The organism is Sphingobium abikonense NBRC 16140, from assembly GCF_001598335.1.
GTDB lineage: Bacteria > Pseudomonadota > Alphaproteobacteria > Sphingomonadales > Sphingomonadaceae > Sphingobium > Sphingobium abikonense.
In genome coordinates this window covers 148197-170678 of the sequence record NZ_BCYT01000004.1, presented here as the reverse complement: position 1 = coordinate 170678, position 22482 = coordinate 148197, and the positions used below count along the sequence as shown (strand labels likewise).

Sequence of the window (22482 nt, the reverse complement as noted above, 5' to 3'; positions counted from 1 at the left end):
GCGTAATCCGCATATCGTTGGAGGGGCCGTTGCCACACGCTGTCGAGTCATCCTGGGTGCTGACGCTCGTCTGCGCCGATCGCGTCGGCATCGTTGCCGCTGTCAGCCAGTTCCTGGCCGAACGAGGCGGTTTCATCACCGACAGCCAGCAATATGCCGACCGCGACGCCGACCTGTTTTTCATGCGCGTCGCGTTCGAGGCGACGGACGACCGCATGCGCGACACCCAGGCATTGCGCGCGGACTTTGCCATGATCGGCACGCGCTTCGCCATGGACTGGTCTTTGGAAGAAGCCCGGCATCGCCCCCGCATGCTGATCGCCGTGTCGAAGGGATCCCATTGCCTCGCCGACCTGCTGCACCGATGGCAGGCCGGCATGCTGGCGGTGGACATCATGGGCGTCGTGTCCAACCATCCCGACATGCGGCGCATCACCGAATGGCACGGCATCCCCTATCATGAGCTGCCGCCCAATGGCGACAAGGCCGCGCAGGAGGCGGCGTTGCTGGACATTTTCGATCGCAGCCGATCGGACTATCTGATCCTGGCGCGCTATATGCAGGTTCTGTCAGAGCAACTGGTCGACCGTCTGGCGGGGCGCTGCGTCAATATCCATCACAGCTTCCTGCCCGGTTTCAAGGGCGCCCGCCCCTATCACCGGGCGCATGAGCGGGGGGTCAAGCTGATCGGCGCGACCGCGCATTTCGTTACCGCCGATCTCGACGAAGGGCCGATCATCGAACAGGCGGTCGAACGGGTCGATCATCGCGCGACGCCGGAAGACCTCATCCGCATAGGCCGCGATATCGAGGCACAGGTCCTAGCCCGGGCGGTATCTTGGATCGCCGACCGGCGCGTGCTGCTCAACGGCGGCAAGACGGTGGTTTTTCGCTAGACGCTGACAGGGGTTCGTCGTCGCCCGTAACTGACCGACTAACGCTGGAACATTTACGCAAACGGATTATTCGGACGAGCCGGTCTGAGGCCCACAGAATGTCACCTGAATCTGCTTATGCGTATCAGCTGACTACGCTGTACAAAAACCAGCCGACAATCAGCAGGCTGGAAATGATGCAGATACGGTCACCAAAAACGTCGACACGAGACATGAACGGACATCCTTTCCCCAAGAGCGATCTTCGTCGCTTGTAAGGAAAGATTACAACAAAGCAGCCGTTAACGAAACCGTAAAATTGCGAACTATGCAGGCTAGAATGGCACAAAATATGTGATGCATAAGGCCGCTATCTACCCGTAACGGCACCTTCTTCGCCTGCGGTGCCCTGGTGACTCAGATAGGCCTTGGTCGCCTCTTCCGCACCCCGATAGGCCTCCTGCCAGCGCGCGCTCCAATATTTCAGGTCATGCAAATCGATTCGCTCGCCCGAAACGGCGCAGAGCACAAACTGCCCCGGCCGAACGATCGCGAAATCCGCCGCATCATATTCCAGCACAGCCAGGCCGGGCACGTCGCCGATCATCGGACTCAATCGCCCGTCAGGATGCGGTCAACCAACTGCTTGACGGTCGGAACGAAGCCGTTGGAATAAAAGGGGTCCTGCTTAAATTTGTAAGCGGCATGACCGGCAAACAGCAGGTTCTTGTCCAGATCACCGCCATGAACCGATTCCTGGAGCGACTTTTGAATGCAGAAACTGCGTGGATCAGCCAAGCGACCGGTCGAGTTGGTTTCGCTGTCCATCCAGCTGGAAAAGGCGCACTGGCTGAGGCAACCCATACAGTCGGTCTGATCCTTGCGAATTTCCGCCTTTTCTTCTTCCGTCACGAACACCAGCGTATTGTCGGGCGTCTTGAGCGCGGACGTGAAGCCGGCGCCGAACCATTGGCGCGCCCGCTGGAGATCGCCCAGTGTCACCCAGAAATTCTTGCCCTTCACGCCGACATCAAGCTGATGCGTGTGATCGCCAGCCTGTTCGGTGCTGAACGGTATCTGCCGTTCGGACCGTGCTTCGAGCGAGCGGAGGAAAGGGTTGCGGATGGCCGAGCTGTAGAAGCCGGTCGGCGAAAATTTGTGGAGCAGAACGTCGCCCGGCTCCAGTTGCAACAACCGGTCCTTCCATTCTTGGGGAATGGGACTTTCCTGCGTCAGCAACGGCCGCGTGCCGAACTGGAACATGATGGAGCCGAGTTCAGGATTGTCGATCCAGTCGTTCCAGTCCTTGAGCGCCCAGACGCCCCCGGCCATGACGATGGGCACGTCGTCCGAAATGCCGCCTTCGCGCATGGTGTCGCGCAGCGCCTTGACGCGAGGATAGGGATCCTGCGGCGCGCGGGGATCTTCAGCGTTCGACAGGCCATTATGGCCACCCGCCAGCCACGGGTCTTCATAAACCACCGCCGCCAGCCATTCCGACGCCTTGGAATAAGCGCGCTTCCACAGCGCGCGGAAGGCGCGACCCGACGACACGATGGGGAGGTAGGATACGCCATAGGAGGCCGCGATTTCGGACAGCTTATAGGGCATGCCCGCGCCGCAGGTGACACCCGCGACCATGCCGCGCGTCTTTTCCAGCACGCCATGCAGCACGCGCTGCGCTCCGCCCATTTCCCACAGGACGTTGATATTGATTGCGCCCTTACCGCCTGCAATCTCGAACGCGCGCTTCACCTGCTCGACCGCGCCGTCGATCGCATAGGCGATCAATTCCTCATGCCGGTCGCGCCGGGTGCGGCCATGGTAGATTTGGGGGATGATGTTGCCGAAACTGTCATAGCTGTCGGCGTTGACCGCTGACACTGTTCCGATGCCGCCGGCGGCCGCCCATGCGCCCGAACTGGCGTGGTTGGACACGGCAACACCCTTGCCGCCTTCGACCAGCGGCCAGACTTCGCGGCCGCCATAGACGATGGGCTTCAACCCCTTGAACAACGACATCTCCTGCACATGCGCCCGGTTCATGACCGGGTAAAAGCGACCTTATAGCAGCATCGGCTGCCCATGACGAATTTCGCGCGCCCTAGCGCAAAATCATGGGGCTGGCCAGAGCTTCGCCGTAGAGAGACGCATAAGCATTTACCATGGTTTCCTCGGCGAAATCGCGGGCGGCGCGCGCCTGATTGGCGGCGCCCAGACGGCCACGCAAGCCGGCATCCGCAGCCAGTTGCCCCAGGGCGTGGGAAAGAGCTTGCTCGTCGCCTACGACGAAGGGGCGATTTTCCGGCGCGACCATGTTGGCGACGTCGCCCACATCCATCGAAGCGGCAGGCAGGCCAGCGGCCATTGCCTCCACCAGCGAAATCGGAAATTGCTCGCTGTCCGACGACAAGGCGAACATGTCGAACAAGCCGACAAAGCGCCACGGGCGGTCCAGAAAGCCGGCCATGTGCATGTCTTGCAGCCCATGTGCCTCTGCTTCGGCAAGGATCGCCGCTCGTTCCGGCCCTTCGCCCACGACCACCAGTTGCAGCCGGTCCTTATGCGCGGCGACCGCGCGGACAAGGCGGGGGATATTCTTTACCGCCCGCAATCCGGCAAGCGTGCCGACCAGCAGTTTTCCGGGCGTTCGCACCAGACCGGGGATCGCATCCGTCATGGGCGGGGCCGTGTAGCGCGCCACGTCTATGCCGTTGCGGATGAGGTGCAGCCTGTCGGCAGGCTGGCGCCACACCGTGCGGGCAATGCCCTCCAGCACCACGGACGGCACCACCAGGCCATAAGCACGCTGTAGCGCGATGCGGCGGAACAGGTTGCGCTTGGTCTTCAGCCCTTCTGCCTCGTCCGCGTTGAAGCCATCTTCGTGGTGGATGAGCGGCGGCAGCCCCTTGGCCGTGCCGCCGCCAAGCCGATGCGCCATCCCCGCATCCATCGCCCCCCAATTATAGGTGAGGACAAGATCAAAGCCTTTGAGGAAGGCGCGAATCTCGCGATAGCGGGCAAGGCCCGGCTTGCCTGCGAAGGATGGGCCATCGGGATAGGTGACATCGATTCCTGGATCGATCGCGTCGCGCGCCCCCATGGCGGATGGATCGGCGCTCATGATGCTGTGGCGCGCCTTGGCGCCCCAGATGTTCATCAATCGCGTGGCGCGCGCTTCCTTGCCGCCCAGGGAAAAACTGCCATGGACATGGAGGATGTGCGGTCGTTCAGCCACGCAGCACCCGGTCGAGCAGCCGGTCGATCGCCGCGACACTGTCCGGTTCGTCCAGCGCCGGCGCATGACCCACATCGGGCACGGTGACGAGTTCAGCGCTTGAGCCGATGTCGCGCGCCATGCGAAGCGCATTGTCCGCACTCAGCAAATCGGACCGCTCACCGCGCAGCAACAGAGTGGGGATGCCGGCGAAGGCGGGCATGACCGGCCACATATCCACGCCGGCCTCACTGCCCATCGCGCGAATGGGTTCGGCGATCTTCATGTCATAGTCCAGCACGATGCGCCCGCCGCTGTTGAGGCGATAGAGGCGCTTGGCCATGGCGATCCATTGTTCCAGGCCATAGCCGGGGTAAACGTCGCCGTTGGAATCCGCGAGCGCGCGAGCGGCATGGACCCAGGTGGGATGGGACTGGCCGACGCCGACATAGGAACGGATGCGGTCCAGCCCCGCCGGGTCGAGCGCCGGGCCGACATCATTGAGCAGCGCGCCCGCAAGCCATTCGCGATGGGTGGCGGCGATCAGCATGGTCAGGAGGCCGCCCAGTGACGTTCCGATCGCGACAAATCGCGTAATCGCCAGGTCCGCGAGCAGGCGGCTGATATCCTGAAGATAGGTCAGCGGCACATAGCTCATCGCGTCCTTGGCATAGGCGCTTTCCGCACGGCCACGCATGTCGGGGCAGATGAGCCGCCACTGGCCGGCCAGACGCTCGGCCAGCGGCTCAAAATCCCGCGCATTGCGCGTCAGGCCGGGCAGGCAGAGCAAAGGCGGGCGACCATCATCGTCCCCGGCCCTGATATAATCCCGATAATGGAGCCGCAGCCCGTCGGGTGACCACCAATATCCATCCGTATAGCCGGTCAAACTTGATCCTTCCGCCCTGACACCCCCATATCGCCGCATGAGCCAGACGCCGCAAGCCGCCAAATATCGTCCCGCGACCCAAATCGACGCGTTGATGCCCGATATCGCCGATCCGGTGGCCGCCGCCGACTTTCCGCAGACGATCCTGCGCTACCGCAATGACCGGGCGGCGGCGGACGTCGGATTGGATTATCTGTCAGATGATGCCTGGATAGCGCATTTCGGTCGCTTCGCGCCGCTGGAAGACAGCCTGCCAAGGCCGTTGGCGATGCGCTATCATGGGCATCAGTTCCGCCATTATAATCCCGACATCGGCGATGGCCGCGGTTTCCTGTTCGCCCAGTTGCGCGACGGATATGGCAGATTGCTTGACCTTGGCACCAAAGGATCGGGGCAAACGCCCTATAGCCGCTTTGGCGACGGACGGCTGACGCTGAAGGGTGGCGTGCGCGAGATTTTGGCCACGGAAATGTTGGAGGCGCTGGGCGTGGATACGTCCCGCACGCTGTCCATCATCGAGACGGGCGAGGCATTGGAGCGCAATGATGAGCCATCGCCGACACGTGGCGCCGTCATGGTGCGCCTCAGCCATTCGCATATCCGCATCGGCACGTTCCAGCGGGCGGCATATCTGGATGACAAGGCGCTGCTGGAAAGATTGACCGACTATGCGCTGCGGCATCTTTACGACGAAGCGCCGGGCACCGATCCTGCCGCCCAGTTGCTCGGCCGGGTTGTCGAACGGACAGCCGATCTGGCGGCGAGCTATATGGTGGCGGGCTTTGTCCACGGCGTGCTCAATAGCGACAATATCAACGTCACGGGGGAAAGTTTCGACTATGGCCCCTGGCGCTTCGCCCCATATTGGGACCCGGCCTTTACCGCCGCCTATTTCGACCATGGCGGACTATATGCCTTTGGCCGGCAGGCCGAAGCCATCCATTGGGATGTGGCGCAATTGGCCGTGTCGCTCCGGGCGATCACAGAGACAGAGCCGCTTGTCGCGCAACTGGAACGTTTCCCCGACCTCTATGGCGCTGCGGTCCAGCGGCGTTTCTGCTGGCGGCTTGGCGTGAAGGAAAGCGCCCAGTCCGGATCGATGATCGAGGCAGCCGTCCGCGGGATGACGCAAACCGGCACGTCGATCGACCAATTCTTCCATGATTGGCGCGGCGGCATATCGGCGCGCCCCGCCCACTATGACGACGCGGCATGGGGGCCGTTCCGGGACAGCATCGCCCTGTGCGAGCCGGAACCAGACGCGCGGACTCATGATTATTGGCGGGATGCACAGCCATGCTCCATGCACATCGATGAAGTTGAGGCAATCTGGAGCGCGATCGACCAGCATGATGACTGGGAACCGCTGCATCATAAGGTGGCCGCCATCCGTCGCATGGGCGCGGCGCATGGTTAAGTGGCGGTGGCGTGACCATGTCACCCTCTCATTTCATTAACCAATTTCCGGCATAGCCTTCACCAAATGGTCGCGTCGCTTACCTCCCATGAACCCGCCACAGGCGTCCTGCTCTGGCAAGGACAGACGGGCGATGTCGAAGCGGAAGTCGCTGCGGCGCGCGCGGCCTGGCCCCGATGGGCGGCGCAACCCATCGCCTATCGCATCGAAACGCTGCGTCGCTTCGTCAATGTCGTGCGGCGGGAAGAAGATGCGCTGGCGGACCTGATCGCGCGCGAAACCGGCAAGCCGCTCTGGGATGCCCGGGACGAAGTCGCAGCCCTGATGGGCAAGGTCGACATCAGCGTTGCGGCCTATTCGGACCGCACGGGGCAACGCCGGCTGGAAGCCAATATGGGCGCCCGCCAGTCGGTGCGGCACAAGCCTCATGGCGTGATGGCGGTATTGGGGCCTTACAACGCCCCCGCACATCTGCCAGCCGCGCATATCATCCCCGCGCTGCTCGCGGGCAATGCCGTTGTATTCAAACCTTCCGAGCGGACCCCGGCCGTGGGCGAGATGCTGGTGCGATTGCTGCACGAAGCGGGAATTCCCGCCGGCGCGATGCGGTTGCTGCAAGGCGGCGCCGACATTGGGAAGGCGCTGACAGCCCATGGCGATGTCGGCGGAATATTATTCACCGGATCGGCACAGACCGGGATCGCCATCAACCGGCAATTTGCCGCGCAACCTGCCAAGATCCTGGCTCTCGAAATGGGCGGCAACAACCCCATATTGGTGTGGGACACGCCAGAAATCCCGGCTGCTGCCGCCATTGTCGTGCAGTCCGCCTTCCTGACGAGCGGGCAACGATGTACGGCCGCCAGTCGCCTGATCGTGCGCGACGGCATTGCCGACACGCTGATCGCCGAAGTCAAGAAACTGGCCGATCGGCTGATCGTTGATCATCCCCATGCGACCCCCACGCCCTATATGGGACCGGTCATCGACAATCAGGTCGCGGACGGGCTGACCGAAAGCTTCTTGTGGCTGATGAGCAATGGCGGTCGCCCGATCAAGCATATGGTGCGCACCCGGCCCGGCCTCCCCTTCCTCAGCCCCGCGATCATCGATGTGACGAACATGAAGGAACGGCCTGACGTCGAACTGTTCGGCCCCTTGTTGCAGGTCATTCGCGTGGCGGATTTCGGCGAGGCGATCGCCGAGGCGAACAACAGCCGCTATGGACTGGCCGCGTCACTGGTCGGCGGATCGCCGGACCAATATAATCAATTCTGGTCCAATGTTCGCGCGGGGTTGATCCACTGGAATCGCCCGACAAATGGCGCTGCGTCCAACGCGCCGTTCGGGGGTGTCGGCATTTCCGGCAACCATCGGCCAGGCGCCTATTATGCCGCGGATTATTGCGCCTACCCCGTCGTGTCGGCGGAACTGGAAAAGCCCCGCGCCTCGATCGGCGTGGGCCTTAAGGACATAGACGTCAGCGCGATGGGCGACTGACGCGGTCGCTGGCGCAAAAACATTTCCTAATCCCCTGCATATCCATTCTGAATTGAAGTGCGGCGGGGCATTGGCCATCTGCAATGACATGGATGACAATATTCCCGCTACCGTCTTTCTGGTCGGCGCGGGTCCGGGCGATCCGGACCTGCTGACGATCAAGGCCGCGCGCCTGATCGGCGAGGCCGATGTCATCGTGCATGACGGGTTGGTGTCGGACGCCATATTGGCGCTGGCGTCGCCGGATGCCGACTATATTTCGGTCGCCAAGCAACGCAGCCGCCATTCCATGCCACAAGATGCGATCAACGCCTTGCTCGTCGAACTGGCGCGTGAAGGACGCAGGGTAGTGCGGTTGAAGGGAGGCGATCCCTTCATCTTCGGTCGAGGCGGCGAGGAAGTCGATGCCTGCCGTACAGCGGGCGTTCCGGTCGAAGTCGTCCCAGGCATCAGCGCAGCCATTGGCAGCGCGGCGCAGGCGCAGCTTCCCCTTACCCATCGCGCCGCGTCGAGCGCCGTCACCTTTGTCGCCGGGCAGTGCAAGGGCCTGTCGGACCAGGACTGGTCGGGACTGGCGGGAACCGGGCGCACGCTTGTCATCTATATGGGCGTAGCGACGGCTGCAGACATTGCCGAAAAGTTGATGGCGGACGGCGTTTCGCCTGCCCTGCCCGTGGCCGTGCTGGAAAATGGCACCCGCCCCGAAATGCGGACATTGCGGACTTTATTGGCCGACCTGGGCGACATGGTGGAGCGGGAAAAGGTTGTCAGCCCGGCGCTGATCGTGGTCGGCGACGTGGCGGCGCATGCGCTGGCGCAGGACATGCTGAACCGCGCCCAAGCACTGACGGTTATAGAACAGGGTCGGACCACCGGCGGGAAAAGGGTAGAATGAAGATATTGACGGGTAATGATCTGGTCAGCGGCGACGTCATCTGGTGGGCGGGCGATGGCTGGTCGCGGCAGGTTGGCGACAGCGTCGATGTCGGCCAGTCCGGTGACGACCTTGCCCGGACGGAGGAGGCGGCCCTGCGCGTCGTGGGCGCTTATGTGATCGACGCGACCGTGACCGAAGACGGGGTGCGCCCCGCGCATATCAAGGATCGCATTCGCGCGCTTGGCCCGACGGTGCGGCCTGACCTGACCCTGAAACCTAACGACGCCGATACCGGCAATTGGGTGATTTGAACCATGTATCGTTATGACAGCTATGACCAGTCCATGGTGGACGCGCGGGTGGAGGAATTTCGCGATCAGGTGCAGCGCCGGCTGTCTGGCGCCCTGACCGAGGACCAGTTCAAGCCGCTGCGCCTGATGAACGGCCTCTATCTGCAACTCCACGCCTATATGCTGCGGGTTGCCATCCCCTATGGCACGCTGTCGGCCAGGCAGATGCGCAAGCTGGGCGAGATCGCGGCGAAGTATGACCGAGGCTATGGCCATTTCACCACGCGCCAGAATCTGCAATATAACTGGATCAAGCTGGCGGATGCGCCCGACATCCTCGCCGAATTGGCGAGCGTCGAAATGCACGCCATCCAGACCAGCGGCAATTGCATCCGCAATATTTCTTCGGACCAATATGCCGGCGTGTCGCCGGACGAAGTGACGGACCCCCGCCCCTGGGCCGAATTGCTGCGCCAATGGTCGAGCTTCCATCCTGAATTCACCTATCTGCCGCGCAAGTTCAAGATCGCGGTGATCGCGTCGGACGAGGACCGAGCGGCCATGCGACTGCATGACATCGGGCTGAAGCTGGTCGAGCGCGACGGGCGCATCGGCGCGGAAGTCTATGCCGGCGGCGGCATGGGCCGCACGCCCATGGTCGCGCCGCTGATCCGCGATTTTGTTTCGGAAGACGAGATCGTCTCCTATCTGGAGGCCTGCCTGCGCGTCTACAATCGCTATGGCCGCCGCGACAACAAATATAAGGCGCGGATCAAGATCCTGGTCCATGAACTGGGCGTCGAGGAATATAAGCGGCAGGTGGAGGAAGAGTTTGCGCATATGCGCACGCTCGGCCTCAATCCCCCGGTCGAAGAACTGGATCGCATCCGCGCCTTCTTCGCTCCGCCAGCCTATGAAAGCGACCTGAGCGAAGACATCGATCGCAGCGATCCGGCCTTCGCCCTGTGGGTCGACCGGCAAGTGGCGGCGCACAAGGCGCCTAGCTATGCCATCGTCAATATCAGTCTGAAGCCGTTGACCGGTATTCCGGGCGACGCGTCGGCCGAGCAAATCGAATTGGTCGCGTCGCTGGCTGACCAGTATAGCCTGGATGAAATCCGCGTCACCCATGCGCAGAACCTAGTCTTGCCGCATGTGAAGAAAGCGGACCTGTACGCCATCTGGCAGAAGCTGGACGAGGCGGGCCTTGCCGAGGCCAATCTCGACCTCATCACTGATATCATCGCCTGCCCCGGCCTGGATTATTGCGCGCTCGCCAATGCCCGGTCGATCCCGCTAGCACAGAAAATCGCGCAGCGGTTCGCCAATGCCGAGCGGCAGGCGGAACTGGGCGAATTGAAGCTCAAGATTTCGGGCTGCATCAACGCCTGTGGCCATCATCATGCGGGGCATATCGGTATATTGGGCGTCGACCGGAAGGGCGTGGAGAATTTCCAGCTGCTTCTGGGCGGTTCGGGTGCCGGCGATGCATCACTGGGGCAGATTACCGGGCCGGGTTTTTCCGAAGATGGCGTCGTCGATGCGATCGAGAAGGTGACGGACATTTATCTGGCAGAGCGGACGCAAGGCGAACGCTTCCTCGATACCTATCGCCGCATCGGCATGAAGCCCTTCAAGGAGGCGATCTATGGTTGAATTCCTGTCCTTCCGTGAGGATGACGCCACGCAGGAACCGACCGTGACGGTCGAAGCCTTCACCGGCCAGTCCAACTCCACCGCGGTGCGGATCGAGGCAAGCGAGGATGCGCGCGAATTGCTGCCGCATCTCGGCAGGCTTTCGCTGGTGGAAGTGAACTTCCCCGCTTTTGGCGATGGGCGCGGCTATTCCGCCGCGCGCATCCTGCGCGAAGCAGGCTATGGGGGGGAACTGCGTGCGGTAGGCGATGTGCTGGTCGATCAGATCGTCGCCATGCGCCGCTGCGGCTTTGACAGTTTTCACCCCGCCAAAGCGCTGGATGACGCAGCGGTCGAACGCGCGCTCACCCGTTACGCCAACGCGTACCAGAAATCGGTCGATGGCCGTGCGCCCATCTGGGCAAAGCGGCATCCGGAGAATCTAGATGGCTGAACCTGCTCGTCATATCGACATTATCGACGCGCGCCCTGCCTTCACGCAGGCCGATGCCGACGCGCTCAATACACGGTTTGAAGGTGTCGATACGCTGTCGATGCTGAAAATGGTGTTTGCCGAAGGTCTTGCCGGCCATGTCGCGGTCGTCTCCTCCTTCGGGACGGAAAGCGCTGTTCTGCTCGATCTGGTAGCCAGGGCGGACCGGACCGTGCCGGTGATCTTCGTCGATACGCTCAAGATGTTCGCGGAAACGCTGAACTATCGCGACACCCTCATCAAGCGGCTGGGCTTTACCGACAGCCGAACCGTCGCGCCGCTGCCCGAGGTCATCGCCGCCAAGGATGAGACCGGCCTGCGCTGGTCCTATGATCCCGACGGCTGCTGCGACATTCGCAAGGTCGAGCCGATGAAGCGCGCCAAGGATGGTCTCGACGCGTGGATTTCCGGCCGCAAGGCCTTTCAGTCCGTCACTCGCCAGAACCTGCCCCGGTTCGAGGTCGAGGATGGCCGATTGAAGATCAATCCGCTGGGCGACTGGAGCAAGACCGACCTGGAAGCCTATTTTGCCGAGCGCAACCTGCCCCGACACCCGCTGGAGGCGCAGGGCTATCTATCGATCGGTTGCGAACCCTGCACGTCCAAGGTGCTGCCGGGCGAAGACCCGCGCGCGGGGCGCTGGCGCGGCTGGGACAAGGTGGAATGCGGCATCCATTCGCCGGTATCGCCGATCCCGGCGCCCGTGGCCGATCCGGACGATCCGGCAAACATGCCGGTCTTCTAAGGCGGCAGTTCGATGCACCGCAGGAAAAGGTCGCCATTGGCGGCCTTTTTCTTCCGCGCGTCTGCCGGCTTAAATCCAGATTTGCGTCGATGCGTCTCGCTGCGACGAAGGCGCCCTATCCCGCCGCCTTGACGATGTCCGCCCATGCCTCTTCGGTAATGACTTCGATACCAAGCGCCGTCGCCTGTTTAAGCTTGGCCCCTGCTCCCGGCCCGGCCACTACCAAGTCGGTCTTGGCGCTGACCGATCCGGCCGCCTTTGCGCCCAACCGCTCGGCCTGCGCCTTGGCCTCGTCTCGGCTCATCGTCTCCAGCTTGCCGGTGAACACCACCGTCTTGCCGGTGACGGCGCTGGCGGTGGTTTCGACGATATAGTCGGTGGGCGATACTTCCGAGAGCAGGTCGTCCCATGCCGCGACATTATGCGGTTCGTGGAAGAAATCCGCGAGCGCATGACCGACGGCCGCGCCGACATTTTCGACGCCGATATGTTCGGCAATCGCCTTGTCCCTTTTCGCCTGCGTCTCATGGTCCTGATCGCGCAAGGTGATGATGTCCTGCGCCAGCGCGCGGATCGCCGGGAGGGTCGTATAACGCTTCATCAGGTCGCGCGCCGTCACCGCGCCGACATGACGAATGCCCAGGCCAAAGAGCAGGCGGGCACTATCGGGCTGGCGCTTGGCCTCGATCGCGGCGAGGAGATTGTCGACCGATTTCTCTTTCCAGCCTTCACGACCGAGCAACTCCGCGCGATGGTCCTTGAGGCGGAAAATATCCGCCGGTTCGGCAATCCAGCCGAGATCGAGAAATTCCTGGATCGTCTTTTCGCCCAGCCCCTCAATGTCGAGCGCCCCGCGGCTGACGAAGTGGCGGAGGCGCTCGAAACGCTGCGCCGGGCAGATAAGGCCGCCGGTGCAGCGGATGTCGACCTCCCCCTCCTCGCGCACCGCTTCCGATCCGCAGACGGGGCAATGATCGGGATAGACGAAGGGCGGGCGATCCTCGTCCCGCGTCAGATTCTCCACCACCTGTGGAATGACGTCGCCGGCGCGCTGGACGATGATGCGGTCGCCGGGGCGGACACCAAGACGGGCAATCTCGTCGGCATTGTGCAGCGTGACGTTGGAGACGACGACTCCGCCAACGGTGACGGGTGTGAGACGCCCTACCGGCGTAAGCTTGCCGGTGCGGCCGACCTGGATGTCTATCGCCTCAAGCGTGGTCTGCGCACGTTCGGCCGGGAATTTATGCGCGATCGCCCAGCGTGGCGCTTTCGCGACGAAACCCAGCCGTTGCTGCCAGTCGAGGCGGTCGACCTTGTAGACCACGCCGTCAATGTCGAACGGCAGGTCGGCGCGGCGGCGTTCGATGTCTCGATAATGGGCGAGTATGGCGTCGAGCGTGTCGACGCAAACCAGCATATCCGACACCGGCACGCCCCAGCCCGCGATCGCCTGCATGACGCCAAGTTGCGTGTCGGCGGGCAGCGCGCTGTGCGCCCCCCATCCATGGGCGAGGAAGCGCAGCGGGCGGGCGGCGGTCACGGCCGCGTCCTTCTGGCGCAGCGAACCTGCGGCGGCGTTGCGGGGGTTGGCGAACTGGCGCGCCTTTTCGGGGTCTTCGGCGTCGGCGATGAGGCGCTCGTTCAAGGCCACGAAATCACCCTTGGCCATATAGACCTCCCCGCGAATCTCGAACAGGTCGGGAATGTCGGTACCGGCCAGTCGCTCGGGAATATCGCCGATGGTGCGGACATTGGCGGTGACGTCCTCGCCAGTTGTCCCGTCCCCGCGCGTGGCGGCCAGCACTAGTTCGCCCTTCTCATAGCGCAGCGAGCAGGACAGGCCGTCGATCTTCGGCTCGGCAGTGACCGCCACCGGCGCATCGTCTGACAGCGCCAGAAAGCGGCGAACACGCGCGACGAAGTCAGCAATATCCTCGTCCGAAAACCCGTTGTCGAGGCTCATCATGCGGACGGCGTGTGGCACCTTCTTCAATGTCGACGTCGCGGCCGCACCGATCTGCGCGTTAGGCGAATCCGCGCGGATCAGGTGCGGGAAGGCAGCTTCGAGCGCGTTGTTCTCGCGGATCAGCGCATCATAGTCCGCATCGCTAATCTCCGGCGCGTCCAGATCATGATAGAGCCGGTTATGCCGCGCGACCTCCTTGGCGAGGCGCATCAGGCGGTTGGCGGCTTCAGCTTCGGCAAGGGTCGCGGGGTCGTTCATCGGGCTGCCTTAGCGTTAGTCGGGCGCACACGGAAGCACGCGGCGGCGCGGCCCTACATCTTCTCCTTGATGCCCGTTCGGACAAGCCACCAATTGACGGGATAGGCTGTGCAAAATCCAGCGAGCATGGAGAGTTGCATGAGAAACCAGAATTCCGGGCTCGCGACTGGGGCTAACCCACCATAAGCGTGCCGGAACCACAGGAATTGTCCCGCGGCCATGACACCATACATGCCGACCTGCCAACTGGTGATCGAGGCTGCGTCCGCCTTCACCGCTTGTACTATGGCTGTGCCAACGGACAGGTCCCGCATCGGCTTGATCGTGCAATATTGAAATAGCACGCCGATCAGAAAGGCCAGGAGATAATCGAATATCCAGACGGCAAAGAGCTTTTCAGCGAAAAGCGTCCGCCAGCCAAACCATAGAGCAACACCGGGAAAAACGAAGGCAACCCATTCAGCGATGATGTCGCCCAGCGTACACCCTGCCCCGCAATGGCTTGCTCCCTTGGCCACAGCCACCGCCATAGGCGTATCGCGTTCCGCATCACCCGCCCGCCGAGCCGCCTTCAGGTAGAAGCAAAGCCAGATCACGCTGCCGAACAGCGCTGTCAGCGGCCACACCCAATTCATGATGGCCATTTTCTGCGGCCGCCGCATGATATCAGCCAGGATGGCCACCGCGCACATAATTGCAAGGGTTAACGAAGCAATGGAAAGCCCATGCAGCCAATCTGGAAAGTGCGCTGGCGCCATGATGTGTCAACGGCGACGAACCCAACTGTTTCCATGGAAATGATCTAGGCCCGCTCCAGCAACCGCTCGGCCTGCGCCCGCGCTTCCGCGGTGATTTCGGCGCCGGAGAGCATCCGGGCGATTTCCTCGCGGCGTTCGGTGTCGTCCAGCGCGTGGACGCCGGTGCGGGTGACGGTGCCGTTGCTCGACTTGGCGATGAGCATATGACCCGCGCCGCGCGCCGCGACCTGCGGGCTGTGGGTGACGACGAGAATCTGGTTGCTTTGCGCAAGCCGGGAAAGCCGCTCGCCAATTGCATCGGCCACCGCGCCGCCCACGCCCCGGTCGATTTCGTCGAAGATCAGCGTATCCGCCCCGCCCCGCTCGGCTAGCGCGACCTTGAGTGCCAGGATGAAGCGGGAGAGTTCGCCGCCCGATGCGATCTTGGCCAATGGAGCAAAGGGCGCGCCGGGGTTCGTGGAGATTTCAAACTCGACGCGGTCCATGCCCTGGGCGCTCCATTGCCCTTCGTCCAACGGAGCGACGACGGTGCGGAAACGCGCGGCATCGAGCTTGAGCGGCGCCAATTCCCCTACGACTGCTGCGTCGAGGCGCCCTGCCGCCAACTGACGCTCCGCAGACAGCGCCTGCGCGGCGGACCGATAGGCGTCCGCTTTGGCGACAACAGCCTTTTCCAGTGCCGCGATATGCTCCTCGCCGACCTCAATCGCCGCAAGCTTTTCCGCCATGTCATCGCGCAGCGCGGCGAGATCGTCAGGTTGCACCTGATGCTTGCGGGCAAGGCCGCGCAGATCGAACAGGCGGGTTTCGATGGCATCGAGACGGGCCGGATCAAAACTCAATGCCTCGGCGGCTTCCGCAAGCCGATCCTCCGCCTCCCCCGCCTCGACAACCGCACGATCGAGGGATTCCAGCACGGCGGCGAGCAGCGGCTCTTCCCCCGCGATCCGATCCAGCCGACGCGCAGCCTGCCGCAATAAGGCAAGGCCGCCGTCCGACCCCGTCAGGCATTCATTAATCGTCGCCAGATCGTCGGTCAGGCGCGCGCCCCTCTGCATGGCGGCGCGTTCTTCGGCCAGGGTCGCTTCTTCACCGGGTTGCGGCGCGAAGGCGCGCAGCTCCTCCACCGCGTGGGTCAGATAATCCCGATCCCGCGCGGCGGAGTCCACCGTTTCGCACGCCTGGCTCAATGCATTGGCAGCGGCGCGCCAGTCAGCATGCGCTTTCGCCACGGCGGCGGCGTCGCATCGGCCATAGGTGTCGAGCATGGCGCGATGACCGCGCGGATTGAGCAGGCCCCGGTCATCATGCTGGCCATGAATTTCCACCAGCGACGCACCCAGGTCACGCAACAGAGCGGCCGAGCAGGGCTGGTCATTGATGAACGCCCGGCTGCCGCCGTCGGCCTTCACCATGCGGCGAATGAGCAGCGGTTCGCCCGGCTCCATATCGATGCCGTTTTCCGCTAATAGAGCGGCGGCCGGATGATCGGGCGCGGGCGGGTTGAAGGCCGCGATGACGCTTGCCTGATGCTCGCCCGCACGGACAAGCCCGCTATCGGCGCGCGCGCCAAGGGCCAGGCCGAGCGAGTCGAGCAGGATCGACTTGCCCGCGCCGGTTTCGCCGGTCAGCACGGAAAGGCCAGCGCCAAACTCCAAGTCCAGCGCCTCGATCAGCACGACGTTGCGGATCGCTAGGCTTGTCAGCATGACGTGGTCCTACCCGTCAATGCACAAAAGGGGAACAGGGAAAGCGGCAGCTCAGGCCGCGCCGCCATGTTCCTGCATCAGCTTGTAGCTGCGCTCATACCATTTGGTGCCCGGATAATTGCGGCCGAGCACGGCGGCGGCCTTTTGCGCTTCGGTCGGGATGCCCAGCGACAGATAGGATTCGACCAGGCGCTCCAGTGCTTCGGGCGTATGGGTCGTGGTCTGATATTTGTCGATGACCGTGCGGAACCGCAGCGTGGCGGCAAGCCACTGGCCGCGCCGCTGATAGAAACGACCAACCTCCATTTCCTTGCCGGCCAGATGGTCGTTGACCAGATCGACCTTCAATCGCGCATCGGCGGCATAACGGGTCTGGGGATAGCGACGGATCAGTTCGCCGAGCGAATCAAGCGCCTGCTGCGTGATCTTCTGATCGCGGGTGACGTCGGCGATCTGCTCATAATAGCAGATGGCGATCAGATAATAAGCGTAAGGCGCATCCTTGTTGCCGGTGTGAATCGACAGGAAGCGCTGCGCCGCCGAAATGGATTCGGCATAATCGCGGTTCATATAGTAGCTGAACGCCGACATAAGCTGCGCGCGGCGCGCCCAGGGTGAATAGGGATGCTGACGCTCCACCTCATCGAACAGCGCAGCCGCCAGCTTATACTGGCCGCGATCAAGACGATCCTTGCCGCTATTATATAATGTCGACACGTCGCGGGCGACATAGAGCGTGTCCGCCTTGTTCTTCGATGTCGAACAGCCGGTCAGGACGGGCGAGGCGATCAGGACCAGAGCGGTGGCCGCGCCGATGCGCGTCAGGGTTTTCGTCAGCATGCGGCGGGTCATAGCCGAGCGACGCGCCGCCGCCAAGCGCCAGAATGGTGCGCCCTCTTCAACAGGTCGCAGCCAGTGGCAGGTCCAAGCGCGCGATGGTGCCGCCCGTTGCGGCGGGCTGTAGCGCGAAGCGGCCGCCAAGCTGCGTCGCCAAGGCATTGGCGATGCGCAGACCCAATGACTGCCCCGCAATCGCGTCGAAATCTTGCGGAACGCCCTTGCCATTGTCCATGATGCGTAGCGTGAGTTCGCCATCTGCGCTCTCCAACGTCACATGGATAATGCCGGGCCGGTCAGGCAGACCATGTTCGATCGCATTGCTGACCGATTCCGCCACGACCAAAGCCAGGGGCACCGTGACATCCGATGCCAGGACCAAGGCTTCCGGCGCAGACACCTGAACATTGACATCGCTGCGGCCCGATGCGTCCAGAATGTCAGCGGTCAGGGTATGAAGAAAGGCGTTCATGTCCTGCCCGCGCCCCGACGGATCATAGAGGGCGCGACTGATCCTACCGATCAAGGCCAGCCGGGCCGAGGCATCGTCCAACGCACGCCGCGCCACGTCATGATCGACATGCCGCCGCTGGAGCGACAGCATCGCCGCGACCACCTGAAGATTATTGGACACGCGATGTTGCAACTCGCGAAACAGCAACTCGCGATTTTCCGCCAGCGCGCGGCTGCGTTCGCGCTCCACCGCAAGGTTGAAATTGGCGCGTTGCATGAAATGGATGAGGATGATGTCCACCGTGACGACGCCGATATAGAATAGCATGGCCGTCGCCACCGCCGGATTCAGGGTAAAACTGTGGATCGGATTGATGAAGAAATACCAGGAGGCAAAACCCCCGATCGTGGCCCCGAAAATTCCCGGCCGAACACCGAACAGGAAGGAGGACAGGATGACAGCCGGGAAGAAGGTTACGAACGGATAGCCCTGCGGCAGCAAGGGTTCCGCCGCAAAACGCAGCATTAGCCCCGCCGCGCAGAAGAGGAAGGTCAGCAGATAGGCATATACCGGTCGATCGAGGACAAGCGGCAGGCGTTCGACAAAGCGCTCGTTGCTCCGCTGCATGATGATCCCCGTTTGGCTTGTCGGCACAATATCGAATCCTTACGGAAGCGCATTGATTGAGATCAGTCAATCGCTTCCTTCACCAAAAAAGGCGTCCGAAACCGGACGCCTTCTTCAGTTGCAAAGCGTCCCTTTTCAGGGACAGCCTATCAGTCCTGGGTCAGGAAGTCGGGCAGGCCGGCGCTGGAGCCGTCATCATCGCCCTTGCCGCCGCCTTCGCCGCGGGGTCCACGATCCCGGCGCGGGCCACGGTCGCCGCGACCACCACGGTCACCACCGCGATCGCGACGGTTGCGATCACCACGGCCCTCGCCCCGGTCACCACGCGGCTCGCGCGGCTCACGGGCGGGACGGGTGTCTTCCAGTTCCTCGCCGGTTTCCTGATCGACGACGCGCATCGACAGGCGAACCTTGCCACGCGGGTCGATTTCGAGAACCTTGACCTTCACTTCCTGGCCTTCCGACACGACGTCGGTGGGCTTTTCCACGCGCTCATTCTTCATTTCGGACACGTGGACGAGACCGTCCTTGCCACCCATGAAGTTCACGAACGCGCCAAAATCGACGATGTTGACGACCTTGCCTGTGTAGATTTTGCCGACTTCGGCTTCCTCGACGATGCCGAGAATCCACTTCTTGGCGGCTTCGATCTGGGCCGTGTCGGACGAGCTGATCTTGATGATGCCTTCGTCGTCGATGTCGACCTTCGCACCGGTTTCCGCAACGATCTCACGGATGACCTTGCCGCCCGTGCCGATGACGTCGCGGATCTTCGACTTGTCGATCTGGATCGTCTCGATGCGGGGCGCGTGCGCCGACAATTCGGTGCGGGTCGAGGACAGCGCCTTGCTCATTTCACCCAGGATATGGGCGCGGCCTTCCTTCGCCTGACGCAGCGCGACTTCAAAGATCTCCTGCGTGATGCCGGCGACCTTGATGTCCATCTGCATGGTGGTGATGCCGTTTTCCGTGCCGGCGACCTTGAAGTCCATGTCGCCCAGATGATCCTCGTCGCCCAGGATGTCGCTGATGACCGCGTAGTCCTTGCCTTCCAAGATCAGGCCCATGGCAATACCCGACACCGGACGCTTCAAGGGAACGCCCGCGTCCATCATTGAGAGCGAACCGCCGCAGACGGTCGCCATCGAGGATGAGCCGTTGGACTCGGTGATGTCGGAGAGAACGCGGATCGTGTAGGGGAACTCGTCCTTGCTGGGCAGCACGGGGTGCAGCGCGCGCCAAGCGAGCTTGCCATGCCCCACTTCGCGACGACCCGGCGCGCCGAAGCGGCCGACTTCACCGACCGAATAGGGCGGGAAGTTATAGTGCAGCATGAAGTTTTCATAGTGCAGCCCGGTGAGGCCGTCGATCATCTGCTCGGCGTCCTTGGTGCCGAGCGTGGTGGTGCAGATCGCCTGCGTTTCGCCGCGGGTAAACAGCGCCGAACCATGGGTGCGCGGCAGGAAGCCGACCATCGCCTCGATCGGACGGATCTGCGTCGTGGTGCGGCCGTCGATGCGCTGCCCGTCCTTGAGGATGGCGGTACGCACGATTTCGGCTTCCAGTTTCTTGGTCAGCTTGATGCCGGCCATGACAGTCTGGGCGTCCAGTTCTTCCTCAGCGAAGAAGGCCTTCGCCTTGGCGCGCGCTTCGTTGAGCGCATTGGAGCGCGCCGACTTGTCGGTCAGCTTGTAAGCAGCGGCAATATCCTTGCCAATGAGCTTGGTCAGCTTCTTCTTGAGACCGCCAAGATCATCCTGCGCGGCCATTTCCCACGGGTCCTTGGCTGCCTGCTCGGCAAGGTCGATGATCGCGTTGACGACCTTCTTGGACGCGTCATGCGCAAACATGACAGCGCCCAGCATGACGTCTTCCGACAATTCCTTGGCTTCGGATTCGACCATCATCACTGCGTTGCCGGTGGCGGCGACGACCAGGTCGAGTTCGCCTTCCTTCACCTCTTCCAGCGACGGGTTCAGCTGATATTCGCCATCCTTGTAGCCGACGCGCGCGGCACCGATCGGCCCCATGAAGGGCACGCCCGACAGCGTCAGCGCAGCCGAGGCGGCGATCATCGCGACGATGTCGGGCTCGCTTTCGCCGTCAAAGCTCAGCACCTGGGCAATGACGTTGATTTCGTTGTAGAAACCTTCGGGGAAGAGCGGGCGGATCGGGCGGTCGATCAGGCGGGAAACCAGCGTTTCCTTTTCCGTCGCGCCGCGTTCGCGCTTGAAAAAGCCGCCGGGGATGCGGCCGGCAGCGGAATATTTTTCCTGATAATGGACGGTGAGCGGGAAGAAGTCCTGCCCGTCCTTCACCGACTTGGCGGCGGTCACGGCGCACAGCACCACCGTCTCACCATAGGTCGCCAGCACGGCGGCATCGGCCTGACGCGCAATGCGACCGGTTTCGAGAGTCAGGGTCTTGCCTGCCAGCTCGATCGAAACTTTCTTTACATCAAACATGCTTTTTCCTTCGCCCGCCATGGCCCTATTGCCCGGCGGGGCCTCATCTGCGGGCTAACCGGCCCGCTGCGGTGTCGGAGCATCGTGTGGCTCCGTGTTCGGGGATCGCACCGGATTGCGCGATCTCCCTCTTGCATGCCCCTGCCACAGGAAGGGGCGAAATCCCGGAATCGGAAACGGCCCCGCGGGGGGCCGTTCCTTTGTATAGCAGACTTACTTGCGCAGGCCCAGCTTTGCGATGAGGTCGCTGTAGCGGCCTTCATCCTTCTTCTTGAGATAATCCAGCAGCGAACGACGCTTGTTGACCAGCATCAGCAGGCCGCGACGGCTGTGGTTATCCTTGTGATGACCCTTGAAATGCTCGGTCAGGTTCGAAATGCGTTCCGACAGGATCGCAACCTGGACTTCGGGCGAACCGGTGTCGCCTTCGGCGCGGGCATGTTCCTTGATCAGCGCTTCCTTGCGCTCTGCAGTGATCGACATCGGGCTTCCTTTCGTATCTAGAGATTGAAGCCGCGCACCACCCGGATGTCCGGGCCACTGGACTCCACCAGCGCGATGGGCGTTTCGCCCAGCATGGCCAGCAGGAGACCGGTGTGCGGTTTCCCGATCAGCATCTTCCCCTGACGGAGAGCCAATGCTTCATCGGGACTGACGGAAAGGGCCGGGATGTCGTCCAGCCCCGCCGTCAACGGCAGCATATACTGGCCGATGCCGTGCCCCGTAGCAGCGTCATTCAAAATGTCCAGCGAAATTGCCGAATCCAGCGTGAACGGCCCGGCCTTTACCCGGCGCAGCATGGTGACATGGCCGACCGTGCCGAGCGCCAGCGCGATATCGCGGGCGAGAGAACGGATATAAGTACCTTTGGAAACATGGGCGCGAAACGTGAATTTGTCCAGATACTCCGCGCCTCCGCATCTCGGCGCGAACCCGTTTTTTCCGCGCGGAGGCGCGGAGGCGCGGAGAGAATATATAGTGACACTTCGCGTCTTCATCTCCACCGCCTCCCCTTTGCGGGCGAGATCATAAGCGCGCTGGCCGTCGATCAGGATGGCGCTGTAGGCGGGCGGGATCTGTTCGATCGGGCCGGTGAAACGGGGCAGGATCGCCTCCACCTCCGACCATGTCGGGCGATGGTCGCTCTTCGCAATCACCTTCCCTTCCAGGTCGAGCGTATCGGTCTGGACGCCGAAAGCGACAGTGAAATCGTAGATCTTGTCGCTGTCGAGCATGCGCCCGGCAAGCTTGGTCGCTTCGCCAATCGCGATCGGCAGAACGCCTGTCGCCAGCGGATCGAGCGTACCGCCATGGCCGACCTTCCACTTGCCCGCCCCACTTTGGCGCAGGACGCGCTTGACCGCGCTGACCGCCTGGGTCGAGCCAAGGCCATGGGGTTTGTCGAGAATGATCCAGCCGTGCATGGCGGCCGCCCTTATCTGCCTGATATTGTCCTGTCAGCCTTTA

General features: G+C 62.6%; 20 protein-coding genes. 8 read left to right on the top strand and 12 right to left on the bottom strand.

The annotated features are described in order from the left end of the window. The first annotated feature begins 56 nt into the window (after positions 1–56). Complete coding sequence (gene purU, locus SAB01S_RS06400) at positions 57–896, top strand: formyltetrahydrofolate deformylase (RefSeq protein ID WP_062732253.1); 840 nt, start codon at positions 57–59, stop codon at positions 894–896. Positions 897–1245: 349 nt separating this feature from the next. Here the strand turns inward: purU and SAB01S_RS06395 are convergent, their stop codons facing one another. The 4 genes from SAB01S_RS06395 to SAB01S_RS06380 all read right to left on the bottom strand — a co-directional run bounded on the left by SAB01S_RS06395 (position 1246) and on the right by SAB01S_RS06380 (position 4981). Continuing rightward, positions 1246–1482, bottom strand: a complete 237-nt coding sequence (locus tag SAB01S_RS06395) for a DUF2093 domain-containing protein (RefSeq protein ID WP_062732252.1) — start codon at positions 1480–1482, stop codon at positions 1246–1248. A 5-nt stretch (positions 1483–1487) separates the two neighbouring features. Beyond that, entirely contained in the window at positions 1488–2891 is a 1404-nt protein-coding gene (locus SAB01S_RS06390) for an NAD(P)H-dependent flavin oxidoreductase (RefSeq protein WP_031298484.1), read from the bottom strand. A gap of 88 nt (positions 2892–2979) precedes the next feature. Continuing rightward, positions 2980–4113 (bottom strand): glycosyltransferase family 4 protein, encoded by a 1134-nt coding sequence (locus SAB01S_RS06385; protein WP_062732251.1) that lies wholly within the window; start codon positions 4111–4113, stop codon positions 2980–2982. Next, positions 4106–4981 carry an alpha/beta fold hydrolase gene (locus SAB01S_RS06380; protein WP_062732368.1) on the bottom strand — a complete coding sequence of 292 codons (876 nt, stop codon included), beginning with the start codon at positions 4979–4981 and terminating at the stop codon, positions 4106–4108. The genes SAB01S_RS06385 and SAB01S_RS06380 overlap by 8 nt, the downstream gene beginning before the upstream one ends. Positions 4982–5018: 37 nt before the next feature. On the opposite strand from SAB01S_RS06380, the gene SAB01S_RS06375 reads away from it, so the two are divergent. The 7 genes from SAB01S_RS06375 (at position 5019) to SAB01S_RS06345 (ending at position 11938) form a co-directional block, all read left to right on the top strand. Continuing rightward, positions 5019–6398, top strand: coding sequence for a protein adenylyltransferase SelO (locus SAB01S_RS06375; protein ID WP_062732250.1), 1380 nt, complete (start codon positions 5019–5021; stop codon positions 6396–6398). A gap of 66 nt (positions 6399–6464) precedes the next feature. Then, entirely contained in the window at positions 6465–7898 is a 1434-nt protein-coding gene (astD, locus tag SAB01S_RS06370; RefSeq protein ID WP_062732249.1) for a succinylglutamate-semialdehyde dehydrogenase, read from the top strand. A gap of 88 nt (positions 7899–7986) precedes the next feature. Beyond that, positions 7987–8793, top strand: coding sequence for a uroporphyrinogen-III C-methyltransferase (cobA, locus tag SAB01S_RS06365; RefSeq protein ID WP_062732367.1), 807 nt, complete (start codon positions 7987–7989; stop codon positions 8791–8793). Further along, positions 8790–9086, top strand: coding sequence for a DUF2849 domain-containing protein (locus tag SAB01S_RS06360; RefSeq protein WP_062732248.1), 297 nt, complete (start codon positions 8790–8792; stop codon positions 9084–9086). Before cobA ends, SAB01S_RS06360 begins: the two co-directional genes overlap by 4 nt. 3 nt (positions 9087–9089) lie before the next feature. Next, positions 9090–10721, top strand: a complete 1632-nt coding sequence (locus SAB01S_RS06355; protein ID WP_062732247.1) for a nitrite/sulfite reductase — start codon at positions 9090–9092, stop codon at positions 10719–10721. Next, positions 10714–11154, top strand: a complete 441-nt coding sequence (locus SAB01S_RS06350) for a DUF934 domain-containing protein (protein ID WP_062732246.1) — start codon at positions 10714–10716, stop codon at positions 11152–11154. Before SAB01S_RS06355 ends, SAB01S_RS06350 begins: the two co-directional genes overlap by 8 nt. Beyond that, positions 11147–11938 (top strand): phosphoadenylyl-sulfate reductase, encoded by a 792-nt coding sequence (locus SAB01S_RS06345; protein WP_062732245.1) that lies wholly within the window; start codon positions 11147–11149, stop codon positions 11936–11938. Before SAB01S_RS06350 ends, SAB01S_RS06345 begins: the two co-directional genes overlap by 8 nt. 115 nt (positions 11939–12053) lie before the next feature. On the opposite strand, the gene ligA is transcribed toward SAB01S_RS06345, so the two are convergent. From ligA to truB, 8 genes are all read right to left on the bottom strand, one after another. Beyond that, on the bottom strand, positions 12054–14165 hold the full coding sequence (gene ligA, locus SAB01S_RS06340) for an NAD-dependent DNA ligase LigA (protein ID WP_062732244.1): 2112 nt from the start codon (positions 14163–14165) through the stop codon (positions 12054–12056). Positions 14166–14218: 53 nt separating this feature from the next. Beyond that, positions 14219–14923 carry a DUF4396 domain-containing protein gene (locus SAB01S_RS06335; protein WP_062732243.1) on the bottom strand — a complete coding sequence of 235 codons (705 nt, stop codon included), beginning with the start codon at positions 14921–14923 and terminating at the stop codon, positions 14219–14221. Positions 14924–14967: 44 nt separating this feature from the next. Beyond that, positions 14968–16632 carry a DNA repair protein RecN gene (recN, locus tag SAB01S_RS06330; protein WP_062732242.1) on the bottom strand — a complete coding sequence of 555 codons (1665 nt, stop codon included), beginning with the start codon at positions 16630–16632 and terminating at the stop codon, positions 14968–14970. Between the two features lie 51 nt (positions 16633–16683). Further along, positions 16684–17472 (bottom strand): outer membrane protein assembly factor BamD, encoded by a 789-nt coding sequence (locus SAB01S_RS06325; protein WP_021226942.1) that lies wholly within the window; start codon positions 17470–17472, stop codon positions 16684–16686. Positions 17473–17530: 58 nt separating this feature from the next. Continuing rightward, positions 17531–18550 carry a sensor histidine kinase gene (locus SAB01S_RS06320; RefSeq protein WP_062732241.1) on the bottom strand — a complete coding sequence of 340 codons (1020 nt, stop codon included), beginning with the start codon at positions 18548–18550 and terminating at the stop codon, positions 17531–17533. Between the two features lie 149 nt (positions 18551–18699). Beyond that, complete coding sequence (gene pnp, locus SAB01S_RS06315; RefSeq protein ID WP_062732366.1) at positions 18700–21015, bottom strand: polyribonucleotide nucleotidyltransferase; 2316 nt, start codon at positions 21013–21015, stop codon at positions 18700–18702. Positions 21016–21228: 213 nt separating this feature from the next. Beyond that, positions 21229–21498, bottom strand: a complete 270-nt coding sequence (gene rpsO, locus SAB01S_RS06310; RefSeq protein WP_009822385.1) for a 30S ribosomal protein S15 — start codon at positions 21496–21498, stop codon at positions 21229–21231. A gap of 17 nt (positions 21499–21515) precedes the next feature. Continuing rightward, complete coding sequence (gene truB / locus SAB01S_RS06305) at positions 21516–22439, bottom strand: tRNA pseudouridine(55) synthase TruB (protein WP_062732240.1); 924 nt, start codon at positions 22437–22439, stop codon at positions 21516–21518. Between the last annotated feature and the right edge of the window lie 43 nt (positions 22440–22482).

What these genes read in the sequence shown, in the direction of transcription:
- SAB01S_RS06360 (WP_062732248.1), top strand. Translation starts at nt 8,790, where the DNA reads ATGAAGATATTGACGGGTAATGATCTGGTCAGCGGCGACGTCATCTGG.
- recN (WP_062732242.1), bottom strand. Translation starts at nt 16,632, where the DNA reads ATGCTGACAAGCCTAGCGATCCGCAACGTCGTGCTGATCGAGGCGCTG.
- astD (WP_062732249.1), top strand. Translation starts at nt 6,465, where the DNA reads ATGGTCGCGTCGCTTACCTCCCATGAACCCGCCACAGGCGTCCTGCTC.
- SAB01S_RS06345 (WP_062732245.1), top strand. Translation starts at nt 11,147, where the DNA reads ATGGCTGAACCTGCTCGTCATATCGACATTATCGACGCGCGCCCTGCC.
- SAB01S_RS06350 (WP_062732246.1), top strand. Translation starts at nt 10,714, where the DNA reads ATGGTTGAATTCCTGTCCTTCCGTGAGGATGACGCCACGCAGGAACCG.
- rpsO (WP_009822385.1), bottom strand. Translation starts at nt 21,498, where the DNA reads ATGTCGATCACTGCAGAGCGCAAGGAAGCGCTGATCAAGGAACATGCC.
- SAB01S_RS06320 (WP_062732241.1), bottom strand. Translation starts at nt 18,550, where the DNA reads ATGCAGCGGAGCAACGAGCGCTTTGTCGAACGCCTGCCGCTTGTCCTC.
- SAB01S_RS06375 (WP_062732250.1), top strand. Translation starts at nt 5,019, where the DNA reads ATGAGCCAGACGCCGCAAGCCGCCAAATATCGTCCCGCGACCCAAATC.
- cobA (WP_062732367.1), top strand. Translation starts at nt 7,987, where the DNA reads ATGGATGACAATATTCCCGCTACCGTCTTTCTGGTCGGCGCGGGTCCG.
- SAB01S_RS06335 (WP_062732243.1), bottom strand. Translation starts at nt 14,923, where the DNA reads ATGGCGCCAGCGCACTTTCCAGATTGGCTGCATGGGCTTTCCATTGCT.
- truB (WP_062732240.1), bottom strand. Translation starts at nt 22,439, where the DNA reads ATGCACGGCTGGATCATTCTCGACAAACCCCATGGCCTTGGCTCGACC.
- SAB01S_RS06395 (WP_062732252.1), bottom strand. Translation starts at nt 1,482, where the DNA reads ATGATCGGCGACGTGCCCGGCCTGGCTGTGCTGGAATATGATGCGGCG.
- ligA (WP_062732244.1), bottom strand. Translation starts at nt 14,165, where the DNA reads ATGAACGACCCCGCGACCCTTGCCGAAGCTGAAGCCGCCAACCGCCTG.
- SAB01S_RS06325 (WP_021226942.1), bottom strand. Translation starts at nt 17,472, where the DNA reads ATGCTGACGAAAACCCTGACGCGCATCGGCGCGGCCACCGCTCTGGTC.
- SAB01S_RS06355 (WP_062732247.1), top strand. Translation starts at nt 9,090, where the DNA reads ATGTATCGTTATGACAGCTATGACCAGTCCATGGTGGACGCGCGGGTG.
- pnp (WP_062732366.1), bottom strand. Translation starts at nt 21,015, where the DNA reads ATGTTTGATGTAAAGAAAGTTTCGATCGAGCTGGCAGGCAAGACCCTG.